General features: G+C 59.3%; 18 protein-coding genes and 7 pseudogenes. 11 read left to right on the top strand and 14 right to left on the bottom strand.

The features are described from left to right. Positions 1 to 185 precede the first annotated feature (185 nt). Positions 186 to 368 (bottom strand): hypothetical protein, encoded by a 183-nt coding sequence (locus tag IVA92_RS14790; RefSeq protein ID WP_247279078.1) that lies wholly within the window; start codon positions 366 to 368, stop codon positions 186 to 188. Positions 369 to 502: 134 nt separating this feature from the next. After that, positions 503 to 1,024 (bottom strand): thermonuclease family protein, encoded by a 522-nt coding sequence (locus tag IVA92_RS14795; protein WP_247279079.1) that lies wholly within the window; start codon positions 1,022 to 1,024, stop codon positions 503 to 505. 336 nt (positions 1,025 to 1,360) lie between these two features. On the opposite strand from IVA92_RS14795, the gene IVA92_RS14800 reads away from it, so the two are divergent. Beyond that, positions 1,361 to 1,627, top strand: coding sequence for a hypothetical protein (locus IVA92_RS14800; RefSeq protein WP_247279080.1), 267 nt, complete (start codon positions 1,361 to 1,363; stop codon positions 1,625 to 1,627). Between the two features lie 34 nt (positions 1,628 to 1,661). On the opposite strand, the gene IVA92_RS14805 is transcribed toward IVA92_RS14800, so the two are convergent. Beyond that, positions 1,662 to 1,844 carry a DUF3606 domain-containing protein gene (locus tag IVA92_RS14805; protein ID WP_247279081.1) on the bottom strand — a complete coding sequence of 61 codons (183 nt, stop codon included), beginning with the start codon at positions 1,842 to 1,844 and terminating at the stop codon, positions 1,662 to 1,664. Positions 1,845 to 1,952: 108 nt separating this feature from the next. Between IVA92_RS14805 and ligD (IVA92_RS14810) the strand changes: the two are divergent. Then, positions 1,953 to 2,864: pseudogene (ligD, locus tag IVA92_RS14810) on the top strand (non-homologous end-joining DNA ligase). A gap of 484 nt (positions 2,865 to 3,348) precedes the next feature. Here ligD (IVA92_RS14810) and IVA92_RS14815 read toward each other — a convergent pair. Next, positions 3,349 to 3,549, bottom strand: a complete 201-nt coding sequence (locus IVA92_RS14815) for a hypothetical protein (RefSeq protein WP_247279082.1) — start codon at positions 3,547 to 3,549, stop codon at positions 3,349 to 3,351. Between the two features lie 86 nt (positions 3,550 to 3,635). Then, a pseudogene (locus tag IVA92_RS14820) lies at positions 3,636 to 3,836 on the bottom strand (cell envelope biogenesis protein TolA); the annotation flags it as partial. A gap of 135 nt (positions 3,837 to 3,971) precedes the next feature. On the opposite strand from IVA92_RS14820, the pseudogene ligD (IVA92_RS14825) reads away from it, so the two are divergent. Next, positions 3,972 to 4,912: pseudogene (ligD, locus tag IVA92_RS14825) on the top strand (non-homologous end-joining DNA ligase). A gap of 84 nt (positions 4,913 to 4,996) precedes the next feature. On the opposite strand, the gene IVA92_RS14830 reads toward ligD (IVA92_RS14825), so the two are convergent. The 3 genes and pseudogenes from IVA92_RS14830 to IVA92_RS14840 form a co-directional block, all read right to left on the bottom strand. Then, positions 4,997 to 5,461 (bottom strand): metallophosphoesterase family protein, encoded by a 465-nt coding sequence (locus tag IVA92_RS14830; protein WP_247279083.1) that lies wholly within the window; start codon positions 5,459 to 5,461, stop codon positions 4,997 to 4,999. After that, positions 5,458 to 5,960 (bottom strand): annotated as a pseudogene (locus IVA92_RS14835) (NUDIX domain-containing protein). Before IVA92_RS14835 ends, IVA92_RS14830 begins: the two are co-directional and overlap by 4 nt. A gap of 63 nt (positions 5,961 to 6,023) precedes the next feature. After that, the gene (locus IVA92_RS14840; RefSeq protein WP_247279084.1) at positions 6,024 to 6,956 is read right to left on the bottom strand and encodes a Ku protein; all 933 of its coding nucleotides are present in this window, start codon (positions 6,954 to 6,956) and stop codon (positions 6,024 to 6,026) included. 141 nt (positions 6,957 to 7,097) lie between these two features. Here IVA92_RS14840 and IVA92_RS14845 point away from each other — a divergent pair, with 141 nt between their 5' ends. Together IVA92_RS14845 and IVA92_RS14850 are read left to right on the top strand one after the other, a co-directional pair. Next, positions 7,098 to 7,493 (top strand): hypothetical protein, encoded by a 396-nt coding sequence (locus IVA92_RS14845; RefSeq protein WP_247279085.1) that lies wholly within the window; start codon positions 7,098 to 7,100, stop codon positions 7,491 to 7,493. A 45-nt stretch (positions 7,494 to 7,538) separates the two neighbouring features. Further along, entirely contained in the window at positions 7,539 to 7,988 is a 450-nt protein-coding gene (locus tag IVA92_RS14850; protein ID WP_247279086.1) for a hypothetical protein, read from the top strand. A 251-nt stretch (positions 7,989 to 8,239) separates the two neighbouring features. Here IVA92_RS14850 and IVA92_RS14855 read toward each other — a convergent pair whose 3' ends face one another. After that, complete coding sequence (locus IVA92_RS14855; protein WP_247279087.1) at positions 8,240 to 9,274, bottom strand: IS110 family transposase; 1,035 nt, start codon at positions 9,272 to 9,274, stop codon at positions 8,240 to 8,242. 76 nt (positions 9,275 to 9,350) lie between these two features. On the opposite strand from IVA92_RS14855, the pseudogene IVA92_RS14860 reads away from it, so the two are divergent. The 3 genes and pseudogenes from IVA92_RS14860 (at position 9,351) to IVA92_RS14870 (ending at position 11,222) form a co-directional block, all read left to right on the top strand. Further along, positions 9,351 to 10,065, top strand: a pseudogene (locus IVA92_RS14860) (SOS response-associated peptidase family protein). Beyond that, positions 10,062 to 10,199 (top strand): annotated as a pseudogene (locus tag IVA92_RS14865) (DNA polymerase IV); the annotation flags it as partial. The pseudogenes IVA92_RS14860 and IVA92_RS14865, both read left to right, overlap by 4 nt. 126 nt (positions 10,200 to 10,325) lie before the next feature. Next, a complete protein-coding gene (locus IVA92_RS14870; protein WP_247279088.1) occupies positions 10,326 to 11,222 on the top strand; it encodes a 3'-5' exonuclease in 897 nt (298 codons plus the stop codon). Between the two features lie 53 nt (positions 11,223 to 11,275). On the opposite strand, the gene IVA92_RS14875 is transcribed toward IVA92_RS14870, so the two are convergent. Next, complete coding sequence (locus IVA92_RS14875; protein ID WP_346658123.1) at positions 11,276 to 11,605, bottom strand: C-terminal helicase domain-containing protein; 330 nt, start codon at positions 11,603 to 11,605, stop codon at positions 11,276 to 11,278. 253 nt (positions 11,606 to 11,858) lie between these two features. Between IVA92_RS14875 and IVA92_RS14880 the strand changes: the two genes are divergently transcribed. Further along, positions 11,859 to 12,056 (top strand): hypothetical protein, encoded by a 198-nt coding sequence (locus IVA92_RS14880; protein WP_247279089.1) that lies wholly within the window; start codon positions 11,859 to 11,861, stop codon positions 12,054 to 12,056. A 740-nt stretch (positions 12,057 to 12,796) separates the two neighbouring features. On the opposite strand, the gene IVA92_RS14885 is transcribed toward IVA92_RS14880, so the two are convergent. The 4 genes and pseudogenes from IVA92_RS14885 to IVA92_RS14900 form a co-directional block, all read right to left on the bottom strand. Continuing rightward, positions 12,797 to 14,725 carry a hypothetical protein gene (locus tag IVA92_RS14885; protein WP_247279090.1) on the bottom strand — a complete coding sequence of 643 codons (1,929 nt, stop codon included), beginning with the start codon at positions 14,723 to 14,725 and terminating at the stop codon, positions 12,797 to 12,799. A 38-nt stretch (positions 14,726 to 14,763) separates the two neighbouring features. Next, the gene (locus IVA92_RS14890; RefSeq protein WP_247279091.1) at positions 14,764 to 16,119 is read right to left on the bottom strand and encodes a Shedu immune nuclease family protein; all 1,356 of its coding nucleotides are present in this window, start codon (positions 16,117 to 16,119) and stop codon (positions 14,764 to 14,766) included. An 88-nt stretch (positions 16,120 to 16,207) separates the two neighbouring features. Beyond that, positions 16,208 to 16,715: pseudogene (locus tag IVA92_RS14895) on the bottom strand (type II toxin-antitoxin system YhaV family toxin). Then, positions 16,712 to 17,053: a type II toxin-antitoxin system PrlF family antitoxin gene (locus IVA92_RS14900; RefSeq protein WP_247279092.1), complete on the bottom strand. Its 342-nt coding sequence runs from the start codon at positions 17,051 to 17,053 to the stop codon at positions 16,712 to 16,714. The pseudogene IVA92_RS14895 and the gene IVA92_RS14900 overlap by 4 nt, the downstream one beginning before the upstream one ends. Before the next feature lie 147 nt (positions 17,054 to 17,200). On the opposite strand from IVA92_RS14900, the gene IVA92_RS14905 reads away from it, so the two are divergent. Next, positions 17,201 to 18,919 carry an ATP-binding protein gene (locus IVA92_RS14905; protein WP_247279093.1) on the top strand — a complete coding sequence of 573 codons (1,719 nt, stop codon included), beginning with the start codon at positions 17,201 to 17,203 and terminating at the stop codon, positions 18,917 to 18,919. Beyond that, positions 18,906 to 20,324 carry a UvrD-helicase domain-containing protein gene (locus IVA92_RS14910; RefSeq protein ID WP_247279094.1) on the top strand — a complete coding sequence of 473 codons (1,419 nt, stop codon included), beginning with the start codon at positions 18,906 to 18,908 and terminating at the stop codon, positions 20,322 to 20,324. The genes IVA92_RS14905 and IVA92_RS14910 overlap by 14 nt, the downstream gene beginning before the upstream one ends. Positions 20,325 to 20,327 lie beyond the last annotated feature (3 nt).

The following is a 20,327-nucleotide window of genomic DNA, read 5'->3' on the forward strand; positions in this document are numbered from 1 at the left end:
TATGGAAAGCCGTGTGCATTGAAAAGTGCCCGCACGGTTTGGGGGGAGGCGTAGGGACATCCTCGTCGAGGTGTCCCGCGCCTACCCTACCGAGACGCAAAGCGGCTCGGTTCCACGAGAGCCCGATGCGGCGAAAGCCGCACGCGCGCAAGCGGAAGAACTCCGCTTAGACTCGAACCGGCGATCTAGATTTCCTCGCGAGCATGCGTCTGCGCGTCGTAGATCCTGATCTGAAGCAACGGAAAACGCTTCTTTAGTTCTTCGCCAGCCGCCTTGGCGCCGTCTCTGGTTGTAAATTCGGCTTTGAACCGGCCGTCCACTTCAATCGCGTAACCAGAGGTCGGCAATTCACGGGTTGCTGCAACCATTTCATTCCCATTATGCAGTGAGGTGATTGGGAATGATGGGTAGCGTGAGTCGCCCAAACCGCGCCAGAGCCACCTGCCCAACCTGCGATGATAGGCCAATACACGTTGTGGATCGGCATCTCTCCGGAACCGCATCAAGGATGGGCATTTGTGTCATCCGAGCAGGTGGCCGGCTTCCCACTTGCCCGGATGCATGCACGATAGAGCCACGGCTCGACGTAGCTTCCCTTCCAGAGTCCCTGGCCGGTACGCTCAGCCTCGCGCTGAGCCTCGCGATATCTGCCCTTCGAGTATTGAGGCCAATCCAACGCAATGCCACTCCGTACAAGCCATTCAGCGAGATCCCTGCCTGCGACCGAGCAGGTCGCGACGGTCCGGCCATACGGGTCGAGGCTGACTGGAACACAATTGACGGGACGGCGGGCAATGAAGGCGTCAAGGTCGTTCGCCGCCTGCGCACCGCAACGAATTTGCAAGCTGTCTTCGCCGCGGCACAGCTGACTGCTCTCCGGTGCATCGATACCCCAAAGCCGGATACGCGCTCCATGTACTTCCAACGTATCGCCGTCGATCACGCTAGCCTGTCCGACAAAATCGTCGGCCAGCGCCACACCCGACAGAATGGTGAGAATCAAAGCGACAGAGGTTCGAAGCATTCCAATGACGTTGTAGCTATATCAAATCTCGCGGATTGGATTTGGCCAGTTCTCGAGTGGTTTCTGCGTCGGCAGGTTCTCGCCTTAGATGGTAGGCTGGTCAACCGGCGAAGAGGAAAGTTGTGTCCCAATGCGCCGCTTGGGATGAGGCAAAGGCGCTGCAGCACCCTTTGCCAGACGAGGCGCGACAAGGAAGACAAGCTTACAGCCTATGCACAGGGCGGCGGAACGCGTGGAAAAGCACCTGCCCCGACGATTTGGAATCCCTGCTCTGTGTTAGCAGCCGGAACGGATTGAGGGCCGCAAGGATTCGCCCCTCGCGCAGGAGCGATTTTGATGCTGATGACCAAGGAGAGGCGAACGGCGACCCGCACGGTACGCGGGCGGGCGGTGGCCGTGCTGGAGGAGGCAGGCGCGATCCGCGAGTGTGAGTACCACGGCTGGATGCAGGACCGCGCCGATCCATACGCCCGCGAGCGGGCGGTCGAAATCGCCCGCCAGGATCCGCCACCGGGCCTTTCGCCCGAGGCGGCTGCCGGCGCGCTAACCGAGGTCCTGGACTCGATCGGCGATACCTGCCCCGAATGCCCGCCCGAGGTCTAGGCAACGCGCTGGACATTTGAGGCGGGCAAAAAATTTATCGTCCGAGACGCTTCTCGACACGCTTCCGGTTGTTGCCGACCTTTTTGACAGCTTTCTTGACCGCTGACGCCGACCGTCCTGTCTTCTTGGATTCGTACCCCACTTCATACTTTTGGCCGCCGGCCACACGGGCCCGGTCCTGCTTGCGCCCGCGCCCCGTCTTCTTCGCTGCCGCCATCGGCTCCTCCTGTCGGATTGCTAGCAGACCAACGCAGCAAAGGATTCACGGGTTCCGGAACGATTCGACCTGTGTCAGTTTGAATCAGCTGTTGCGTGGAGTGCTTCAGTGGCGTTTCAGCGTCGAAAACCGGCGACCATCGGCGTGAAGGCCCCAATGCCCGGCTTCATCGAACCGTCCTTGGCCACCTCGATCGAGAGGGTGCCGTCCGGAGAACGCTGGATTCACGAAATCCAGTTCGGCGGCTACTGGGTCCAGATCCACTTGGCCAACGAGGCGGCGAAGGTCTTCACGCGCCGCGGCCATGACTGGACCCACCGCTTCAAGAAGGTCGCCCATCACGCGTGGCGGATCAGCGCGAGCTCAGCCGTCATCGACGGCGAGATCGTCGTCCCCGCCGCCGACGGCACCGCGGATTTCTCGGTGCTGCAGAACGAGCTCAAGGGCAAGTCAACGAGCATTGTGCTGGTGGTCTTTGATCTGCTCTACCTGAATGGCCGCGATCTCCGAAAGCTGCCGCTGATCCAGAGGAAAGCCGAGCTCAGGAAAATCGTCGATGGTACCGACGTCCAGTTCAGCGAAAGCTTCGAGATCGAGGGACGCGAGATGTTCGCGCATGCCTGCAAACTCGGTCTGGAAGGCGTCGTCTCGAAGGTGCGAGATGCTCCCTATCCGAAGGGGCGTACAGGCGATTGGGTGAAGAAAACCTGCATCCAGCGCGAGACACTGACGATCGCTGACTCGACGAGGGAAAATGGGACGGCATCGATGTCGATCGCCGCAACGGCGACGATCTGGTCTATGCGGGCAAGCTCGACCACGGATTTGACAAGACGTCCGCCGCTGACCTCCAGAAGAAACTGATGCCGCTGATCCGGAACGCAACCGTACACGAAGCGGATCGCACATAAGGGCATCTGGGTCGAACCAAAGCTGCTCGCCGAGACCGAGTATCGCGCGAAGTCGGCCGAGGGAAAGGTCCGGCACCCGTTCCACCGGGGCCTGCGGGAGGACCTGTGATGGATGCATTCGATCGCCTGGCAGTTTGCCAACAATCCCTTGGAAAGCCAACTGCACGATACCGGCCGAGCTACATCGGGCCGTCATGGAGCTCGCTCCTGAGAAGCGACGGGACCGCGCCGCCGTGAACCAAGCCGCAGTACGCGTACTAGGGTACTCACAGATCTGGGTCGATGTCCGGTCCGCCTCGACACCGCCCGCCTTTGTTCAACCGCATCAAATGCCGCGATGGGACAACAGAGGACGCGCTACAATAACGACGAGGTCGCCAACTGAGACGGTCTTACTTCATGTCGAAATTTGCCGGGGGGCGCCTCTTTAGGCGCCAATAGCCCACCAATGCGCGCCACTCAAATACGCTGATTAAGATGCCGACCAGTGCAGTCCCAATCCCGCACATTGTTAAAATCATTTGGAGCATCGAATCACCGCGTGCCGTGTCGATGTTCCTGAGAGTACCAAAGTGAACAGTCGTTCCGAAGCCTTATTTGGGTGGCTGCAATCCGGGCGACGTCAGCCAGTCGCTTAGATGCGCGCCGGTCTCGGCGATCCTGGCTCGCTTAAGTAAACTCTCACGTTCCGTACCAGCCGGTAACTGGCTCGCCCGTTCTTTAAGCTTATTGGCCTGTTCGGCCATTCGTTCTTCAAGCGAGCGGGTCTGCTTCACTCTGCGGCGCTCTCCCATGGGGCGCTCCCTAGTGTTGAATACGATTTCCAAGCCGCGAAAGGTAAGTTCGGTTCCGGTCGGGTCGTTGAAGATCTGTCGGATCAGGCCGGGCGCCTGAGAACGACGCCGGGCTTTGCCATGGTCGCGGCGACGACGTCCCGATCGTGGCTCTCCCTTGCCGCGCCCTGATGGAAGAGATTGCTATCTGCGCCCCGCGCTTCCAGAGCCGCTTTCATGCAGGGAGCGGCGATCGCCTGACCGACGAAGCCCAGCGAGGTCTGATAGGTCTTCAGTTTTCTGGCCATCGGTCCGATCCGCCCTCCGCGATCGATCGTGCTCACGCCACGACGCCTGCGGAACACGACGCGGCCTCGAAGCGTTCCCTAATCCTTGAAGGACGTCCATGCATTTCGCAACGCGCTCCGAAGGATTGACCTCGAATGAGCCGGACGTCGCCCTTGCCCAAGCGTTTGCAGCCGATGCTCGCCACCGACGCGCCGTTCAACGACCCCGGCTGGGTTTTCGAGGACAAGTATGACGGCTTCCGTATGATCGCAGAAATCCGGCGGGGCAAGCTTGCACTCTACAGCCGCAACGGCAAGATCATCAGCCGCAGCTATATCGAGGTCGCTAAAGCGCTGGAGGGCGTGAAGGGCGACGCCGTGATCGACGGTGAGCTCGTCGCGATCGGAAAGGACCGCGTCTCACATTTCCAGCTGCTTCAAAACGCGCTGCGCCATGAAGCGAAGCTCCTGTATTGCGCCTTCGACCTCATGTTCGAGAACGCAGTGGACTTGCGCAGGCAGCCTCTCCTCGAGCGCAAGAAGCGGCTGAAGGCGATTCTGCCGCGCGACAGGCTGATCGCCTTCAGCACTCACCGCAAAGGAGACGGCACGAAATTCTTCGTCGATGCCGAGCGGAAGGGTTTGGAAGGCCTCATGGCGAAGCGCGCCGACAGCGCGTATACATCAGGAAGCCGAACGGCGGATTGGCTGAAGATCAAGACGGCAAAGCGTCAGGAAGTGGTGATCGCCGGCTTCACGGCACCCAGGCGCACCAGGCCATTCTTCGGCGCCCTGGTCCTCGCCGTGCGGGAAGACGACGCATGGCGCTATATCGGACATGTCGGCACCGGCTTCAGCCACAAAATCCTGGAAGACCTGCATGGCAAGCTCGTGAAGCTGACGGCCCCTAAATCGCCGTTCCCTGCCAAAGTGAAGGACGAGGCCGCCACGACCTGGGTCAGGCCTCGCTCGTTGCCGAGGTCAAGTTCGCGGAGTGGACGAGCAAGGGCGAACTGCGCCAGCCCGTCTACCTCGGGCTCCGGTCCGACAAGCGGGCGAAGGAAGTCGTGCGCGAGCGAGAACGTCCGCGCAAATAACGCTTCCCTTCGAATGTGACCGGCAAACGGAACGAATTAACGCATTCGCCTCCTCCGCTGTGAATTCCCAGCGCGGTGGTGCGCTCACTCGCCTCCAAGGTCGTGGATTTCCGGTCGCATGCCCTGAGAAGTGACATCGAGCGTCGCAAGCGTGATCGGCAGCTTGAAGCGCCGCGGTCCCGCGCTTCCGGGATTCACATAGAGAACGCCACCGACCGTGTCGATCTTCGGCACGTGGGAATGCCCGGAGACGATGACGTCGATGCCCGCGCCAAGATCGTCCTGCAGCGTCTTCAGGTCGTGCAGAACGTAGATCGACTTTCCCGCCAGGCGCACGAGGTTCGTGTCGGGGTATTCGCGGGCCCACTCGCCATTGTCCACGTTTCCGCGGATGGCGGTGACGGGCGCAATCCGGTGGAGCGCGTCGACGATCTCGGGACGCCCGATGTCGCCGGCATGAATGATGTGATCGACGCCCGCCAAGCCTCGTTCCGCCTCGGGCCTTAACAGGCCGTGCGTGTCCGAAATGATTCCAATCCTGAACGTCATTTCTCAGCTCTCTCAACGGCGATCGCCAAAAGACGATCGAGAAGCTGTACCTGAGCGGTCAGCATCTTGGTCCGTGCGAACTCGATATCGAACCATTCCGCGCGGTCGACTTCGGGAAAGCTCTGCCGTCGACCGCTTCGGGGCGGCCATTCGATATCGAAGGTATTGCTGGTCAGCGCGGCCGGGTCAAAATGGCCTTCTCCGGAGAATGCGATGACGCGCTTCCCTCCTCGCTGTCGGACCTCCCCCAACGGCTGGAGCGGACCAATAGAAGCGCTCGGGCCGAGTTCTTCGGCAAACTCGCGCCGCGCGACCTGTTCCGGAGCATCCGCGGCATCGATTTCGCCCTCGGAATGGACCAGGCGCCATTATCCTTATTGCTCCAGAACGGACCGCCGGGATGAACGAGCAGAACCTCGAGCCCGGAAGCGCCCTTGCGGTAGGCGAGAATGCCCGCGCTCAACTTCGATCTCTTGGAAGTCGTTTTCAGCACAGCCATATCGCTCCCCGCCGCGGACACGAAGTAGCGGCCGTCTGGCGTCACTGCATGCTTAACGAGACGCTAGGCCGACTTGCGCTGCGGCTTGGCTGCCGGTTTCTTCGCCGCGGCCTCTTTCGCCGGCTTCTTGCCTGCGATCGGCATCAGCATTTCCTTCTGCCCGGCCGCCGCCTTGCGCGGCTTTTTGCCTGGCTTTTTGGCAGCCTCTGTCGCGGCCGGCGCGTCTCTTCCAATGCTCTTGCGCAGCGCGTCCATCAGGTCGACGACGTTCTCGCCGCGGGGACGCGCCTTCGCGGTGATAGGTTTGCCGGCGCGCTTCTGGTTGATGAGATCGATGAGGGCGGTTTCATACTGGTCTTCGAACTTGTCCGGCTCGAAATGACCTGCCTTCTGATTGACGATGTGCTTGGCGAGATCGAGCATGTCCTTGGTGACTTTGACGTCCTGGATCTCGTCGAAATACTCATCCGCGGACCGGACTTCGTAGGGATAACGCAGCAGCGTCCCCATCAACCCCTTGTCGAGCGGCTCCAGCGCGATGATGTGCTCGCGATTGGTCAGCACCACACGACCGATCGCGATCTTGTTCATTTCGCGGATGGTCTCGCGGATAACGGCGAAGGCGTCGTGCCCGACTTTGCCATCTGGAGTCAGGTAGTAAGGGCGGATCAGATATCTTGGATCAATCTCGGTGCGGTCGACGAACTCGTCGATCTCGATCGTTCGCGTCGATTCCAGCGCGACATTCTCGAGCTCCTCCTTCGTCACCTCGATGAAGGTGTCGGTGTCGACCTTGTAGCCCTTGACGATGTCCTCGTTGTCGACCTCCTCGCCGGTATCAGCGTCCACCTTGGCGTACTTGATGCGGTGGCCGGTCTTCCGGTTGAGCTGGTTGAACGAGACCTTTTCGGATTCCGACGTTGCCGGATAGAGCGCTACTGGACAGGTGACGAGGGAAAGACGCAGGAAGCCTTTCCAGTTAGCGCGGGGGGCCATGGCGGGGAACTCCGATACTGATGCCGGATTCAAGACGATCCACCCAGGTTGGTTCCGACATGGCACCCCTGCCACCTGAATGATTTTTTCTCGTGGGTGCGGACGGACTCGACTTTTGTTCTTGTTATGTTCTAATTCGGAATGACCGATCGACCCGCGAGCTGGCGCATGCCGACCCCGAAGCAGATGGAAAAACTGGCCGCTGAAGCTGCCCGCAGACCGGGCCCCTCCACGGCGGCTCCAGATGCGCCACTCCCGGCCGAATATTGGGAATCCGTCCTGAAAGACCCTCGCGCCGATGAGAGCCGAGCCCGGAAGCGGCAGCGACGTCTTTCCGAGATTCGACGCCACGTGCTGCGCGTCTCGTGCCGCCGCTGCGAGCGGACCGTGGAAATCCAGACCGCTGATGCGGTCCGATTGTATGGCGGCAACGCGCTCTGGAAGGACGTGGCGCACCGGTTGCTCGATAACACCTGTCTGCAGCGCACTGGCAGACATGAAGAAGACGGGTGCTGGCCGGCGTTCGAAACGCCCTAGCCCGTTCCGGAACGCGATCCGATCTCTTTGCGCCTGGATGTCCGGATGGCCCCGAAGTATCACCCCACGCCCCTGTCGGGCGGCGATCGCAAGGCTCTGGCAAAGGAGCTCGGCAAGGCGCGCGCGATGGCCAACATGCTGGCAGCCCAATCGGCGGAGATGCGGGCCAAGGGCGAGGCCATGGTCCAGCAAGCTGACAGGCTGCTTTGCGAAAGCTGGAATGAGCGGATGTGGAGCGACGGCGAACCGATCGATCCGTCGCCCACCATCGATCAGGCTGTGAATGGAGGCTTTCCCTGGCTTGAGATCAGGTGCACGCGCTGCAAGACGCCGAGCGACGTCGACCTCGCAGCTATGAAACATCCGCCGACCACCTTCGTGCATGATCTCGCCAGCCGGCTGCGCTGCCGCAAATGCGCGAAGGCCGGTCGGCGTCCGACCGCGACTCTGCTACAGTTGGCTTGGCAGCCTCGCCACCCCAAAACCGAAGCCTGATTGATGTGCAATCTCTTGTCTGATTGCGGTTGCTGGCACAAGGGTTCAGCTCGTTACCGACAGCCTGCGAGGCTCGCTCTTGTCTACGAGGTCGACGTTCATAGCCGCCTCACGATGGTAGTCCGAAGATCGGGAGCTGCTATCTATTAGGCGCGTGCTGCAGGCACAGAGGTTGCAGCGCAGTCACCCCGACCTCGTCCTCGCAGGACGTCGTCCTGCCTTTTCGGCGGATCCGCTGAATTGCTAATTGATCATGCGGTCGCCTCCTCGCGGGTCCATCGGAACTCGCTTCCATCTGCCCAGATCCGATGCATCACGATCGCTAATTTTCGTGCGACTGCTACGACCGCTCGGCGAAGCCCGCGTCGCTTGGCCACCCTTACACCCCAAGCTTTCAATGCGGAGCAACGCTGGGTGCGGGTTAGAAGTGCAAGCGCGGCCTGATAAAGTATGGTCCTGAGCATCACATCGCCACACCTCGAAATAGCGCCATTCCGATCGGTTGCCCCAGATGCGTATTTGCGTGGCGTAAGGCCAAGATGCGCGCCAACATCGCGGGAGCGTTGAAAGCGATCCGGGTCATCAATGGTTGTTAGAAACGTGGTTGCCGTCAGTGCACCTACGCCCGGTATCGTCATGAGCCGCTGACATGTCGGTTCGCGGCGTACTATTTCAAGTACCATCTTGTGCAAGACGCCGTACTGTTCACGCAGCGCGGCTCGAGCCACAAGCATTGGGCGCAGCATCGCCGCGAGTCGTGGATGGCCATCTGTGAGTTCATTAGTCTGCTGCTCAAACGTCGCTTGAGATATACGACCAGACAGCTTTAAGCCGAAGACGCGTAAGACGCCGCGAATTTCGTTCTCGATATCGATCTGCTTGATCAAAAGCGTCTTGCGATTGTTGAGAAGCATTCGTAGCTCCTGGCTCACGTCACCCTTGATATGAACAACGGTGTACCAGCCGATCCGCATTACCTGTGCAATGGCGCGAGCGTCGTTTCGATCGGTCTTAATCGGCATCGTCTTAGTCACGCCACGCAGTCTTCGGGGATCGATGCAGACTGCGTGTAAGCCGGCAGCACGCAGTTCGCTGTACAGCCAACGAGCGAGACCACCAATCTCAATCCCGATCTTGACAATGGGCAATCCGCTTTCGTTGAGCCAGGCAACAATAGCCTCCGGTTCCGAAAGTGCCTTGACCTCGCGAATGACGACGCCATTCTCGTCCACAACACAGATAGCCGTCTCCTTTAGCGAAACATCCAGACCGACATAGTGCTTCATGTTCCCGCTCCTGCTGCCACCGGCTCGCCGGCTTCCTTCCAGGCTGAGCCTTTCGAGCAGCAACCGCAATCACCCCATCTATTCGATCACGACCAACCAGGCTGCCATTAGTGCGCTGTTTCGCGTCGTAAACCGATACGTCGGCAATCTGGCGCCGATGCCTGGCGTGTTTCCCGACTACAAGGCACCGATCGTGCACAACGGAGCCGAGGGCCGCGAGCTCGCCACGGCGCGATGGGGGATGCCGTCGTCATCGAAGGCACTGATGGACGCCACCAAGAAACGAGCCCAAAAGCTGCAGGCCAAGGGCAAGGCAGTGGATTTCAAGGAATTGCTCAGAATGGAGCCGGACGGCGGCACGACCAACATCCGCAACGTGAAGAGCAAACATTGGACCCGCTGGCTCGGCGTCGAAAATCGCTGCGTCGTGCCATTCAACTCGTTCAGTGAGTTCAACAAGGCCGAAGGCGGCGATATCTGGTTCGCTTGATGAGACCCGTCCCCTCGCTTGCTTCGCCGGCATCTGGACTAACTGGACGTCCGTGCGGAAGGTCAAGGAAGGCGAGACCACGAACGACCTCTACGCGTTCCTCACGACGGAGCCGAACGCCGAAGTTGGCGCCGTCCATCCCAAAGCGATGCCCGTGATCCTGACGACGCCAGACGAAGTCGAGACCTGGATGACGGCCACTCCGACCGAGGCCCTGAAGCTTCAGCGGCCGCTTTCAGACAGGTCACTCAAAATCGTAGCACGCGGCGTCAAGGAAGACCCGGCCGGACAGACAACGTGACCGACGATAAGGACCAGGCAGAGGCCTCGCCCCGTCAGCGCAAGATCATCCATGTGGACATGGATGCCTTCTACGCATCGGTCGAGCAGCGGGACAATCCGGATCTCCGCGGCAAGCCGGTACGCCTCTTAGGAGTATCCTTGTCTTCCCTCCAAGGCGATTACGACTGTCCGCAACTGGATTTCGGGATTTGAAGCGGATTAGAATTGCGACACAGACAATCTGGACACCTCGCCAACGACGTGCGGTCCAACTATTCGATGTCCGACAACGACTTATCTCTGGCCGCCATGGCCGACGTGCTGGCAAAATCGGCAGACTACCGAGTTTTGCGGCGTCTCCGCCCCCGCACCACTTTCGAACCGCCCGATGGCCAAAATACTAAGACTGGTATCCTCCTAGATGTCGAGACCACCGGACTTGACGCGCGAAACGACGAGGTTATCGAGCTCGGAATGGTCAAATTCGACTACCTGGCCGACGGTCGGGTCGCGGGAATCAAGGAGGCCTTTTCATCGTTCAATGAGCCAACAGGAACGATACCGCTTGAGGTAATTGCGCTCACTGGGATCACCGACGGAATGGTGGCAGGACACCGCATAGATGAGACATTGGTCACTTCGTTCGTCGACGAGGCGGTCATCGTGATTGCGCACAACGCGAGCTTCGATCGCAAATTTGCGGAACGCTATTGGCCGATCTTTCAGCGAAAGGCCTGGGGATGTTCCGCGACCGAGATCGAATGGCGCAATCATGGCTTCGAAGTCTCGCGTTTGGGCAATCTATTGAACGGCACGGGCTACTTTCACCAAGCCCATAGAGCCGTGGACGATTGTCATGCTCTCCTCGAAATTCTGGCCTTCGAATGGCCGACCGCGGGCTTGCCGGCGCTCGCCGTCCTGCTGGAACAAGCTCGCAAGAAAACGATTCGCGTGTGGGCCGAGCAATCGCCCTTCGATCTCAAGGATACGCTCAAACGGCGCGGCTATCGTTGGAGCGATGGGAGTGATGGTAGGCCGCGATCGTGGTATGTGGACGCAGACGAAAACAAACTCACGGAAGAGATCGCATTCCTCAAGACTGAAATTTATCTGCGGGACGTCGAGCCGCGCTCACAACTCTTGACGGCATTTGATCGATTTTCCGTACGAGCCTGACAATGGTTTCGATTTGATGATCGACGTTTTTGCGTGGCCATTAGCGACAGACCCTACAAAGCCGACGCCATCTCGGCGTATCGACAGAAGGCATTAGCCAGTTGCATTTGACGAGTGGTCTGACACTCGGCCTCAAACACACGCGGAGAAGCGACCACTATGCAAATGCACTTCGCTCGCGAAACCGCGACGTTCAGCCGGTTGGCGCTGTACAGGAATTCCATGCCGCGCGGCGCATCCGTGTGACTGGAGGTCGCCATAGAATAGATGACGATTGGCGCCTCCTGGCCCTGAAATTTGTCCACGGTGCCGATGCGAGCGCCGGGAAGTCGCTCCTGAAGCTCGAAGACCTGCGCATTGTACGGCGCGATGATCAGTGTCATTCGGCCTGCAATATTGGCTCTCTGACTCATTTCTGATGAAGTTCGCCGGCAACTGTGGTTCTTCAACGGAGAATCGGCGCCATGCGGACAGGCTTTCGAATTTCATCGCTCGTACCGACTGGTTTTGGTGTTTGATAGCGTAAGTGATTCAGAGGATTCGGTTAATCTGGCTGTTCGGTCAGAGGCTGCGGAGGCCCAGTGCCCTTTGTGCGCGACTGCATCGCGCCGAATCCACAGCCGTTACATTCGGCACGTGGCCGATTTGCCATCAGCGGGCAGAAAGGTGCGCCTCCGATTGCTCACGCGGCGTTTCACATGTGAGGTGCCGCATTGCCAAGCGGATCGGCATGAGGAAGGCAAAGGTCCCATCGCGCGCAAAATCGCCATCGTTCTTCACTGCGTCTGGGCCGATGGCACATCCTTCGACTGGGGCCAGCCGAAGCCAATCTGATATTTGCTCGCAAGTCCCTGGTCCGGTCCGCCGGACCGGCGATGTCCCGCTGGGACGGTGGTCGTGGTGACCTCGGTCAATCGGCTGGTGGCGGTTCGCTCGCACTCCGCTGCAAACGTTGAGGCGCCCGATCCGGACATCATCATGAGGCGCTCGCGACCTCGGAAAGGACCATGACCCCAGCTACGACATCAACCCAACTCCGTTCAAGCCGCCAACGACATCGATTGCCACTCCCGCTAGGCAATCGGCTCGCTATCCGCGATCGCTCCGTCTCCGCAACCTGACCAGCTCCGACGGAGCAATCGCTACCACCGTGTCACTGGAAAGAGAGAAAGAATGGTAGCTTGACAACAAACCGCAATTAAGGGCCGATTGACAATGGACACAACTCAAGCCCTGGGACCTGCTACGGGTGCGTCCACTCCGATCGCAAGAGATGGACGTGATTTTCCGTGTTTAGCGTAACGATCCTCGATCTGATGTTCTTGATCGACATGTCACCGCAGCAGCTGGGCCTTCGTGATTGGAAGCCGCGGCGACTGTCCGTAATGAACTTCTCGTTTTTCTGCCGCCAGGGCGCCCATCATCAAATCGCTGAACTTCCAGGCTGGCGAGAACGTTTCACTCGCCCTAACCCTATTTGGCGCCTTGAAGGTTCAAGGCAAATCTCGAAGTTGGCAATGCGATGGCGCGCAATCCAGCAATACTTCTTGAGCTCGATGCAGTGCATATCGACACTACCGCTTGCCGTAACGACGCCTCAAGAGCGCCAAACATTGCCGCATCGTTTGCTCATCCTTTGTGTGGACGGTCGGGGAGACGAAACCGGGCAGCTCTGGATCGCCGGCTGTCATATAGAGGCGAAGCATGTCGGGCCGCGGAAGCAGCTTGGATGCTTCTCGCTCCAGTTCATCCACCCATTGCGTTTTCTTGATCAACTCTGCTTGAAAGCTGCGCAGCAGACGGGTTGCAATTTCGAGATGCCCTCCAGACAGTGCAGCGGCTTCGCGCGGCGACATCCCGCCAAGGTTCGAGTGTGGTGCCTCTAGCCAATTCGAATGGGCATCGCCGATCCACGAGATTGAAAGAGCCGTGATTGTCTCCAGCCGCTCCAAACGCTGAAGTCGCTCTGCTTCCTCCTCCTCGGCCTTGCGCCGGGCGGCCCGGCTGTCGTGGATCGAACGCATCATTTTAAGCGCGCCGCGAACCGGCAGCCCGAGATCATCGGCCTTCTGCTCAGATTCATCTTTGAGAACTGCAAGGGTGGTCGCGAGAGCTCCTTTCAATGCCTGCCAAGCGGCATCGCCCTCGATGGCGATTTGCTTCAGGGATTGCTGGCCATCCGGCGCGTGCTCCATCCAGGATGCGACTTCGAAGCCCCGTCGCTCAACATCGGATCCAAGGAGGGCTATGCTTTCGCCGAGACCTTTCAGAGATGCTAGACGCGCCGCCAGCTGTGCAGCTTCTCGATCGGCACGATCCTGATCAATGCGGCGCTGATGCACTTCAGCGGATCGTCGCTGCGTCTGCTTCCACGCCCAGCCCGTATCTTCGACAACTCCCTCAACAGCAAGAGACCGCAGGAACCTGATCACGGCCCGTTCGGCACCGCCCTTGGGAAGGTTAGCGTCCACCAGAAGCGAGTCATCGTTCTGGCTGCGGCTGGCGAACTCTTCCGCGATCCAACCGCGCGTACGGAATTCGCCGATCACGGAGAATGGGGTGACGCCACCAAAACGTGGCACCATGTCACGGAGAATGCTCGCCTTCCATACCTTGGGATGAACCGTGAAATACCCGTCTCCTCCGGACTGTCCGTCGAGAAGCTCGCCGTCTCCCGCCGCCGCAACAGCTTGGACCTCTGGCGAGTTCTCCCAATCAGACTCTAATGCCCTTCGTCGCGCGGAAGCATAGGCTGCCTCGACCCTATCAATCTGGCTTCGACGTCTCTCCTCTGCCGCAGCTGCTTCCTGTCTCGCTATTCGCTCCAGTTCATCTTTAACCTGAGCGGCCCTGCGATTGTAGATCCATTCGCGCGGAGCCGATGTTAGAATTGCCTCGTTGAGGCCAGCTATCGCCGTGTCTCGTGACAGCGCGGACAGATCAATTTCGACTGCCGAGATGCCCGCACCCGCGATCTTAGCTCGTTTCTCCGGGCCACAGCGATGCGTCACGTAGACCTCTACCTGCATTCGATCATCGCCTTTCTGCAGGATTACGTCCGGGATGGTTTCGCCATCCATGGTCTCCAGCATAGCTGAGTCAAAGACGAAGGGCTTTGCTTGGCGAATTGTCCTGGTGCGTGCGCCGTACGAGGCCTGCACGGGTGGAAGGACAAGGCTTTTTCGGCTATTGAGCAGTTGCTCCGCATAATGGTGAAGCGCCGTCATATTGCCGTGTTTGCAGCTCGGGGCGATACCAGAAGCCCGCTCCGCCGCCGTGAGTGGCGCATGCGCGAAGTGATGAGCGATGTCACGCTCACGCTTTCGCGCAACGAGCTTCCGGCCGCAATTTTTCGCCGGACACTGGCACCCACATGCCGAGCCACGCGACGCCTGCGAAATGTGGATGATCTCCCCATCCCAGCGCTTTCCAAAGGCAAGCCTAACGCCATCACGGGCGAAGAAGGCGTGGTCAATTTTCGACAATGCAGCCAACGGATCCATTGCGTCGCCATCAATGCAGCGAGGTACCTTTTCTTGACTTATCGTTCAGTGGCTTCGTCGCTGGCGAGAAAGTTGCGAAGCTGAACCAGCTTCTGCAAGAGTTCGTCAAACGCATAAATCTGAACGTCCTTCATACTACGGCGGAACAATTCCAAGCACTTCTGCTCGGCTTTTCCTTCCGGGGTTTTCCCCGCAACAACGACGCAATCAACAGAGTAAGATACTATGTCGGCGACATCGCTTGCATCCTTGATCTGTGCTATATTCTTTTGAAACTGATAGCGTTGGTCGAGGACTTGGGCAACCGAACCCACAAGATCGCCCGAAGCCGGATAGACGCCGCCGCGAAATTCCTTTCCAAGCAGCTGAGTGTGCGGCGTCTTGATTTCGACCAAAGCCACATTGTTGGTGCCTTCATTCTTGACCAAAAAATCGGCGATCTTTCCGCCTCTTCCCGTCAGAGCCGTCCCTCCCACATGAGCCTGCCCCAGCACCTCGACGATCGGATAGCCAAACAACATTGATAGTATGAACGGGTTCGAAGCAAACAGCTTCTGCCAAGAGCTCTCGGGCAGCTTCTTGTCGATCATTTCCTGAAACCGCTCGATTAGAACGTCGAGGCTAACGAGTTCGATGTCGCGTTGAAGTCCATAAAGCACATCAGGCGTTTCGGTTGCGATCGTTGGAGCGCTCGAGCGAACTGCAGCGACCATGCCGACCCGATCGCGTTTTGAGAGCTCGGACTTGGAGTAATCGCGACCAACCAGCAAATTGGAGATCGTGTCTTTCTTGAGCGGTCGCCGCTTTTCCGGGAATCGCTCAGGGTCCAGTGTTGTCAACAGGGTATTATGGGATTTGATCGTCCGGTCTATGCGTCCCTCGCGTTGATAACCTCGTGTGATACGCGCCAACGATAAGCGCAGTGTTTCGAATTCGCGGTAAGCGAGATGAAAACACGCGCCGTCGAGGCGGGTCGACCCTCGCTTTGTGATGATCAGGCTTGTGACGTCGTCGAGCTCCTCGATACTGTCAACGATTGAACTATATTCCTTTGGAAATCCAAGGCCGGCTTCGATATTCTTGATGAAGCCGGTAGGTAGCTGGAAGAGCGCATCGTGTATGGCGTGTTCATCCTCGGGTAGCTCGAAATCAAAACCTTCCAAAACGATCTCTTCGAGCTGGCTGTACTTCGCTTCAAAATATCGCTCGGACGGATATGTGATAATCGGTCGAATGATAATTGTTGACCTAGTGGCATCGAACCAAATGACATCCTTGCTGGGCAGCGGGTTCGGGACCGGTTCATCCGGCTTGATAGATTTGTAAATGCCAGGATCGGCTTCGCATTGGACTGCGATGCATCCTGGATGAATCTCGCTTAGACTCAGTTTCACCACGTCCCCCAATTTGTCCGCCGCCTGGCTGAATAGCCTCTATCCCAAGGCTTCAGCCCGCTCGTCGAGCGACGGCAATCCGAAGTTGTTACTTCTGCGATCCAGCTGCGTTCCGAAGACGGTGCTTTGCGTCGGACGCTCGAGCTGATTCGCTAAGTTTCATCCAATCGTCTGAAGGGTTGCCGCGCTTCAGCATCTTCCGAAACACGGCGTAGGCATCATTGGCGCTCTCGTATGCGCGCAGCGTTCGAGTCATCATTGACCCAGGCCAGCACAATGACCTTGGCGTCAGCGGATCGCTGGTAGCGAAAAAACAGTCGAAACTGCTGCAGAAATTTCGCACGGAACCAGTGCTTATATTCATCGCCCAAGGTGGCGCCCTGACGATAGATGTCCCGGGTTGGATCGTCGGGAATATCTTCGAATGCGACCTTCAGCACCGCCGCAAGGAGCTTTGCGGCGCGCTTCTTCTTATAGTCCTTCGGATCCTTTTTGCGCGCTCGCTCAACGTTTTCGATCATCGCCTCGAGTTGATCGAGGAAGAGCGGGTGCGCATAGATTTTCCAACCGTTAATTTCGATGGTGTCATCGCTCACCCTTCGTCATCCGGAAGCGCTGCGTCGAGATCGACTTTGACACCCTTGACCAAGACCTTGCCGCGAGCAACCAGCGACTTCGGCATCGATCGAATTCGTGCGGGCTTATGAGCCATATCACGCGCCAGGAATTCGAGGAACGTGCCGATCACAGGGTCGGCTTCGGCTTCACGCCCCTGCTTCTTCGCGATGACGACAGTGCCGTCAGCGAGGCCACGGAATACGACTTGGTCACGCTTGCCGAGAGCCAGCATCTTACGGATAGCGGCCGGCACAGTCGTCTGGCCGCGCTCGGTGATGGTGGCGGGGATTTCGAGGATTTCAGCCGTCTTGGCCATGACCCGCTCCTTGCATCTCAATATCATCTGATGTAATGCATTTGCATTGTAAGTCAAGTTCATCTCGGCTAGTGCGGGCTGGCCCAAGCGGCGGAATGCTGGCCGTTCGGCGCGTATTCTCTGACGAACGAGCAGAAAGAACGCCCAATGGCGCTAGTCCGTGTGCTTGAGATTGAGAATTTTCGAGCCGTGAAGACGCTTCGCTGGGTACCTGGTCCGGGGATAAATTGCCTGATCGGACCAGGCGATAGCGGCAAGTCGACGATTCTTGATGCCATCGATCTTTGCCTCGGCGCGCGCCGATCACTTTCCTTCACTGACGCCGATTTCCATGCCCTTGATTTCGGCCACGCGATCCGCATTGCGGTGACTCTTGGCGCTCTCGATGACCCTCTGAAGAACATCGACCCGTATGGCGACTTCCTCGTGGGCTTCGATCCGGCCAGCGGGTTGGTGGAAGCGGAACCCGGTGCCGGGCTCGAAACCGCCCTGACGCTCCAGCTCACAGTCCAAGAGGACCTCGAGCCAGAATGGACGCTTGTCTCGCCGCGTGCCCAGGCGTCAGGTCGGGTCCGCAATCTTAACTGGGCAGATCGCACGCGTATCGCGCCGGCCAGGCTTGGCGTCACGGCCGGCATGCATCTGACGTGGCGGAGAGGGTCCGTACTGACCAAGCTGACAGACGGCAAAGCGGACGCATCAAAGGAGCTGACCCGGGCAGCTCGTGGGATGCGCGACGCATTCGACGAAAAGGAACTCAAAGAGCTCGAGGAGCCTCTCAAATTTGTCACGGCAGCGGCAGGAGATATGGGCGTTCCCGTCGGAAAGGCCGTGCAGGCGTTGATCGATGCGGGTTCGGTCACTTTCACCGGCGGCACCATCTCGCTCCATGATGAAGGGGGTGTGCCGCTACGGGCTCTCGGGCTTGGTTCGTCGCGGCTACTGATCGCCGCCCTGCAGCGGAAGGCGGCCGAGAAGGCGACGACGTTTCTGATCGACGAACTGGAATATGGGCTCGAACCGCACCGGATCATTCGCCTGCTCGGTGCGCTGGGCGCCAAGGAACACGTGCCCCCGCTACAGGTTTTTGCCACAAGCCACTCGCCGATTGCCGTGACCGAGCTCAATGCCCACCAGCTTCATATCGTCCGCAGGAACGGCGGGCAGCATACTGTCCGCCGTGCCAGCGACGCCGGGAACGTACAGGGGTCGATCCGCGCCCACGCCCATGCGCTGCTCGCCTCCTCCATCGTGGTGTGCGAGGGCGGAAGCGAAATCGGCTTGATGCGCGGTCTGGATCAGCACTTCACTGCTGCCGGCGAAAAATCGCATGCAGCTTGTGGTGCAACTTTGGTGAACGGCAATGGCGATGAAACCTTCAGCCGCGCCATCGCTCTGCAGTCTCTCGGCTACCGGACGGCGATCCTGCGAGACAGCGACAAGCCCGCCCCACCGGGTGCCGAAGCTGCCTTTGTTGCTGCCGGCGGCAAGGTGTTCGCATGGGGCGGCGGCCGCGCCCTCGAACAGGAACTATTCGCCGCACTGCCGGACGGGCCCGCGAGCCAACTCCTGAATCTTGCCATTGAGGCGAAAGACCGCGCGTTGATTGAAGCGCATGTCAAAACAAATTCCAATGGCACAAAGACGCTCCACGATCTGGAAACCGAGGCGCTCTTTGGCGGCCTCAGCACCGCCAGCCGTACCCTTCTCGGAAATGCAGCGGCGCGCTTTGGATGGCTGAAGACCATTAGCACGATGGAGACAGCGGGACGGACTATCGTCGGTCCAGCCTACGACGAGGCTGATGCCAGTCTCACCACCGTCATGGACGGCGTTCTGGACTGGGTCGCAGATGGCGGCCGCTGAAATCGACCTGCGCACAATAGGCCGTGGGCTGGTGATAGCACCGGCTGGCTGCGGCAAGACCCAGCTCATCAGCGATGCTCTGGCAAGGCACGACGGGCCAAAGCCCATCTTGGTGCTGACACACACCAACGCGGGGGTCGCAGCGCTCCGCGGCCGTCTCGATAGAGCAGGTGTGAAGCCGAGCGCTTACCGGGCTACAACGCTCGACGGCTTCGCGATCCGGCTCATTTCGACGTTTCCTCAGCGAGCCGGGCACGATCCGCGAATCGTAACAGCCGCCCGGCCGAATTATGAAGCCATCCGTGACGCGGCAGCGCGGCTTGTTGCTGCCGGGCATCTTCATGACATTCTCGCCGCCAGTTTCGCGCAACTATTTGTCGATGAGTACCAGGACTGCTCGATCCGCCAGCACGCCCTTGTAACCTGGTTGGCTCAAAGTCTGCCCACAGCCATCGTTGGAGATCCGTTCCAGGCCATCTTTGGATTCGGCGCCGATCCGTTGGCAGATTGGCAGAAAGACGTACTGTCTTTCTTCCCGAAAGCGGGAGAACTCGCCACGCCGTGGAGGTGGAACAACGCAGGCGCGCACGATCTGGGTCAATGGTTGCTATCGATACGACCCGACCTTGCGGCAGGCAAACTTATCGATCTTCGGAACGCACCTGGCAGTGTGCAGTGGGTTCAGCTCGATGGGCGCCAGGACGATGCTCTGCGGCAGGCTGCGGCCGCGGTCGCCGCGACGAGCGACACGAAGGTTTTGATCATCGGCGACAGCACAGATCCTCGGGGACAGCGTCGTTTCGCGCGGCAAGTCGAGGGAGCCGTGACCGTCGAGGCTGTGGACCTGCGCGATCTCACGGATTTTGGCAGTGCCCTCGATGTTGCAAGACCCGAAGCGCTCTCCGCTATTGCTGATTTTGCAGAGAGCTTGATGAGCGCCTTTTCCGCAGACGACCTAGTGCGATCGGTTGCAGCAGCTCGTGCCGGTAATCTGGGGCGGCCCCTGTCCGGTATCGAGCAAGCGGCCATGAGATTTGAAGCGTCGCGGTCGCTTGCAGACGTCGCAGATCTCCTTTCCACTATAAATCGGGCCGGTGGGGTTCGGTGTTACCGTCCTGCAGTGCTGGCAGCCGCACAGCGGGCTCTGCAACTTGCAACCTCTCCCGACGGGCCATCGTTTCGAGAGGCGACGGTGACGATTCGGGAATACTCTCGGCTCATCGGCCGACCGCTCGCCAAGCGTTCCGTCGGAAGCACCCTGCTACTGAAAGGTCTCGAAGCCGACATCTCGGTCGTTCTCAATGCGGGCGCTCTCAACGCCCGCAATCTCTACGTCGCGATGACCCGTGGATCGCGCCGGGTTTTGGTTTGCTCCCCCTCGCCAATTCTCAATCCGCCCTGGTAAGTC

Source organism: Bradyrhizobium sp. 154 (assembly GCF_023073875.1).
Classification (GTDB): domain Bacteria; phylum Pseudomonadota; class Alphaproteobacteria; order Rhizobiales; family Xanthobacteraceae; genus Bradyrhizobium.